The organism is Pseudomonas sp. NFACC37-1 (assembly GCF_900101575.1).
Taxonomy (GTDB): domain Bacteria; phylum Pseudomonadota; class Gammaproteobacteria; order Pseudomonadales; family Pseudomonadaceae; genus Aquipseudomonas; species Aquipseudomonas fluorescens_AA.
In genome coordinates, this window is sequence record NZ_FMUZ01000077.1 from 1 (window position 1) to 4,723 (window position 4,723).

Below are 4,723 nucleotides of genomic sequence, written 5' to 3' on the forward strand. Positions count from 1 at the left end.
ATCTCCATGCGCTTGATCTTGGCTTTTAGCTCCTGGATCTGGCGCTGATCGTCAGTAATCGCCTTGGTGCCTTTAACTGGCTGGCCCTCGCGTTCCTTACGAACCTGATCAACCCAGCGCCGTAAAGCGGTGGGTCCGATGTCCAGCGATGCACAAACTTCTGGTACCGGGCAGTTATCATCAAGCACCATGCTGGCAGCATGCAGCTTGAACTCGCGGGTATAGACCTTTCTTTCGTTCATGGAACCTCCAAGTTGGCGAAATCATATCGCCCTTAAGAGGTGTCCGGAATTATTAGGCCAGTTCAGCCAGGCTCTCGAGGAAACTCTCCAGCACCAGATGAGGCCGGCGACCCTTGCGCGTCACCGACGCCAGGCTCAAGTCATAGAACCGTGCCGCGGGTTTCAAGGCCCGCAACCGACCTTGCTGGACCCAGAGGTTGGCGTAGTGATCAGGCAGGTAACCGATGTAGCGCCCGGTGAGAATCAGGAACGCCATGCCTTCGCGGTCCGATGCACTCGCGGTGCAATTGAGCGCCTGGTAGTGGGCCTGGATCTCGGCCGGCAGGCGGAACGTGGGGGCGATGGCGTCCTGGCTGTTGAGGCGAGCGTCTTCAAGCTGTTGGTCATCGACATAAAACAGCGGATGCCCGACCGCGCAGTACAGCAGCGATCGTTCACTGTACAACGGTTGATATTCCAGCCCTGACAGGGCGCTGGCCTGGGGGACCACGCCGACATGCAGGCGCCCGTCGAGTACGCCTTGCTCGACTTCGTTGGGGGCGATCATGCGGATCTGGATCTGCACGTCGGGCCCGCGCTCTTTCAATTGCGCCAGGGCGTGGGTGATGCGCATGTGGGGCAGGGTGACCAGATTGTCGGTCAGGCCGATGGTCAACTCTCCGCGCAAGTGCTGGTGCAGGCCGTTGACCTCAGTGCGAAAACTTTCCAGTGCGCTCAATAACTGCAACGCCGATTGATATACCTCGCGGCCTTCCTCGGTCAGGGAAAAACCCGCGCGCCCGCGTTGGCACAGGCGCAAACCGAGGCGTTGTTCGAGGTCGCTCATCTGCTGGCTGATGGCCGAGCGGCCGATCCCCAGCACGGTTTCCGCGGCGGAAAACCCACCGCATTCCACGACGCTGCGAAAAATGCGCAGCAGGCGGATATCAAAGTCGCTGACCTGGGCCAGTGGATCGGGACGACGTGCGCTCATAGTTTAGTGATCCACCGACTGAAGGTTACAAAAGTTGCATTTCATCGACTTTATCGCCGTGGCAACTTAGCTGCAAGAACGCCTTTCGATCCCCTGTCGCTTATGACCTGCGAGGTTTTGTCGATGAATATGCCCGAACACGCTGCCGGTCTCCTGGCCAGCCAGCTCAAGCTCGATGCCCACTGGATGCCTTACACCGCCAACCGTAATTTCCAGCGCGATCCGCGCCTGATCGTCGCCGCCGAAGGCAGTTGGTTGGTGGATGACAAGGGGCGCAAGGTGTACGACTCGCTGTCGGGGCTGTGGACATGCGGCGCCGGGCATACCCGCAAGGAAATCCAGGAAGCGGTCGCCAAGCAACTGGGCACCCTCGATTACTCGCCGGGGTTCCAGTATGGTCATCCGCTGTCGTTCCAGTTGGCGGAAAAAATCACCAGCCTGACCCCGGGCAGTCTCAATCACGTGTTCTTCACCGATTCCGGTTCCGAGTGTGCCGACACCGCTGTGAAGATGGTCCGCGCCTACTGGCGTCTCAAGGGCCAGGCGACCAAGACCAAGATGATCGGCCGTGCCCGTGGCTATCACGGGGTAAACATCGCCGGCACCAGCCTCGGCGGTGTCAGCGGCAACCGCAAGTTGTTCGGCCAGGCGATGATGGATGTCGATCACTTGCCCCACACTTTGCTGGCCAGCAACGCCTATTCCCGTGGCATGCCGAAGGAAGGTGGCATCGCCTTGGCCGATGAGCTGCTGAAGCTGATCGAACTGCACGATGCATCCAACATCGCCGCAGTGTTCGTCGAACCGATGGCTGGCTCGGCCGGCGTGCTGGTGCCGCCTGAGGGCTACCTCAAGCGCCTGCGGGAAATCTGCGACCAGCACAGCATTCTCCTGGTGTTCGACGAAGTGATTACCGGTTTCGGTCGCACCGGTTCGATGTTCGGTGCCGACAGCTTTGGCGTGACCCCCGACCTGATGTGCATCGCCAAGCAAGTCACCAATGGCGCGATCCCCATGGGCGCGGTGATTGCCAGCAGCGAGATCTACCAGACATTCATGAACCAGCCGACGCCTGAGTACGCGGTGGAATTCCCTCACGGCTACACCTACTCGGCGCACCCGGTGGCGTGCGCGGCTGGGCTGGCGGCGCTGGATCTGCTGCAAAAGGAAAACCTGGTGCAGAGCGTGGCCGAGATCGCCCCGCATTTCGAGAATGCATTGCACGGCTTGAAGGGCGCGAAGAACGTCATCGATATTCGCAACTATGGTCTGGCCGGCGCGATCCAGATCGCCGGGCGCGATGGCGATGCCATCGTGCGTCCGTTCGAGGCTGGCATGGCGTTGTGGAAAGCCGGGTTCTATGTGCGCTTCGGCGGTGACACCCTGCAATTCGGGCCGACGTTCAACAGCAAGCCGCAGGACCTGGATCGCCTGTTCGACGCCGTCGGTGAAGTGCTGAACAAGCTCGACTGATGCGTCCCTCTCTATAGCTTTCGATAACGGGCGTCCGGTCACGGGCGCCTGTGGGTAATTCCGGAGTCCCCCATGAGCCTCATCCCGCATTTGATCAATGGCGAACTGCTGAGCGACAGTGCTCGCACCGCTGATGTGTTCAACCCGTCCACTGGCCAGGCCATCCATAAGGTGCCGTTGGCTGATCGCGCGACCATCCAGCAGGCTATCGACGCCGCCAAGGCGGCTTTCCCGGCCTGGCGCAATACGCCCGCGGCCAAGCGCGCGCAGGTGATGTTTCGTTTCAAGCAATTGCTGGAGCAGAACGAGTCGCGTATCGCCCAGTTGATCAGCGAAGAACACGGCAAGACCTTGGAAGACGCGGCCGGTGAACTCAAGCGCGGCATCGAGAACGTCGAGTTTGCCTGTGCCGCACCAGAAATCCTGAAAGGCGAGTACAGCCGTAACGTAGGGCCGAACATCGACGCCTGGTCAGACTTTCAACCCTTGGGCGTGGTGGCGGGCATCACACCGTTCAACTTCCCGGCGATGGTTCCGCTGTGGATGTATCCGCTGGCGATCGTCTGCGGTAATTGCTTCATTCTCAAACCGTCCGAGCGCGACCCGAGTTCGACGTTGCTGATCGCCCAGTTGCTGTTGGAAGCCGGTTTGCCCAAAGGCGTCTTGAGCGTGGTCCATGGCGACAAGGCCGCGGTGGATGCGCTGATCGAAGCGCCGGAAGTGAAGGCGCTGAGTTTTGTCGGTTCGACGCCGATTGCCGAATACATCTATGCCGAGGGTACTCGACGTGGCAAACGCGTCCAGGCACTGGGCGGGGCGAAGAACCATGCGGTGCTGATGCCGGATGCCGACCTGGACAATGCCGTCAGCGCGTTGATGGGCGCGGCGTACGGTTCGTGCGGCGAACGTTGCATGGCGATTTCGGTGGCGGTGTGTGTCGGCGACCAGGTGGCGGATGCACTGGTGTCCAAGCTGGTGCCGCAGATCAAGGCGTTGAAGATCGGCGCCGGCACGTCTTGCGGGCTGGACATGGGGCCGTTGGTGACCGGTCAGCACCGGGACAAGGTCAGTGGCTATATAGAAGAAGGTGTGACGGCGGGTGCCTCACTGATTGTCGATGGTCGCGGCTTGAGTGTGGCTGGGCATGAGGAGGGCTTCTTCCTCGGTGGCTGCCTGTTCGATCGTGTGACCCCCGAGATGCGCATCTATAAGGAAGAGATCTTTGGGCCGGTGCTGTGCATCGTCCGGGTCAACAGCCTGGAAGAGGCCATGCAACTGATCAATGATCACGAGTATGGCAACGGCACCTGCATCTTCACCCGCGATGGCGAGGCGGCGCGGTTGTTCTGCGACGAGATCGAGGTCGGCATGGTGGGCGTCAACGTTCCATTGCCGGTGCCTGTGGCCTATCACAGCTTTGGCGGTTGGAAGCGTTCGCTGTTCGGCGACCTGCACGCCTATGGCCCGGACGGCGTGCGTTTCTATACCCGTCGCAAGGCAATTACCCAGCGCTGGCCGCAGCGTGCCAGCCATGAGGCTTCACAATTCGCCTTCCCCAGTTTGTAGTCAGTCAGTGAAGAGGCCGGCGCACTTGGCGCCGGCCTCTGTATTTACGGGGCTTTTTGACTGATGTGACAGAATTGTGAAAATAGGTGTTGACGGCAGATTCTGGAAGTCTATAATTCGCCCCACTTCCGGCGCAGTCGAAACGGAAAATTCCTTGAGATTCAATGAGTTAAGTAGGTTTTGAAGGCGCAGGGCTTCAGTTCATCGAAGTCTGGAAGGAGCAGATAGGGCGGTGTTGTTTGGCTCTATGTGCGGTTCGATCTTCTCGGTCGAAAGCGGTGAAAAAGAGGTGTTGACAGCAGCGAGTAACGCTGTAGAATTCGCCTCCCGCTAACGAGAGATCGGAAGCGCAAGTGGTTGAAGTTGTTGAGGTTTCCGAAGCGAAACTTTGAAAGCTTCTTAAAATAACCGCTTGACAGATACGCAGGGCGCTGTAGAATGCGCGCCTCGGTTGAGACGAAAGACTCAG

General features: G+C 59.6%; 4 protein-coding genes. 2 read left to right on the forward strand and 2 right to left on the reverse strand.

Annotation, left to right across the window (positions count from 1 at the left end):
- Together BLP82_RS29830 and BLP82_RS29835 are read right to left on the reverse strand one after the other, a co-directional pair.
- On the reverse strand, nt 1–242 hold a 242-nt coding region (locus BLP82_RS29830; RefSeq protein ID WP_139197963.1), incomplete at its 3' end, for a transposase.
- Between the two features lie 52 nt (nt 243–294).
- Entirely contained in the window at nt 295–1,215 is a 921-nt protein-coding gene (locus tag BLP82_RS29835; RefSeq protein ID WP_092177150.1) for a LysR family transcriptional regulator, read from the reverse strand.
- A 123-nt stretch (nt 1,216–1,338) separates the two neighbouring features.
- On the opposite strand from BLP82_RS29835, the gene BLP82_RS29840 reads away from it, so the two are divergent.
- A complete protein-coding gene (locus BLP82_RS29840; RefSeq protein ID WP_092177156.1) occupies nt 1,339–2,688 on the forward strand; it encodes an omega-aminotransferase AptA in 1,350 nt (449 codons plus the stop codon).
- 72 nt (nt 2,689–2,760) lie between these two features.
- Nucleotides 2,761–4,254 (forward strand): CoA-acylating methylmalonate-semialdehyde dehydrogenase, encoded by a 1,494-nt coding sequence (locus BLP82_RS29845; protein ID WP_092177153.1) that lies wholly within the window; start codon nt 2,761–2,763, stop codon nt 4,252–4,254.
- The last annotated feature ends 469 nt before the right edge of the window (nt 4,255–4,723 follow it).

Coding starts and splice junctions, on each gene's coding strand:
- BLP82_RS29845 (WP_092177153.1), top strand. CDS start 2,761: ATGAGCCTCATCCCGCATTTGATCAATGGCGAACTGCTGAGCGACAGT.
- BLP82_RS29840 (WP_092177156.1), top strand. CDS start 1,339: ATGAATATGCCCGAACACGCTGCCGGTCTCCTGGCCAGCCAGCTCAAG.
- BLP82_RS29835 (WP_092177150.1), bottom strand. CDS start 1,215: ATGAGCGCACGTCGTCCCGATCCACTGGCCCAGGTCAGCGACTTTGAT.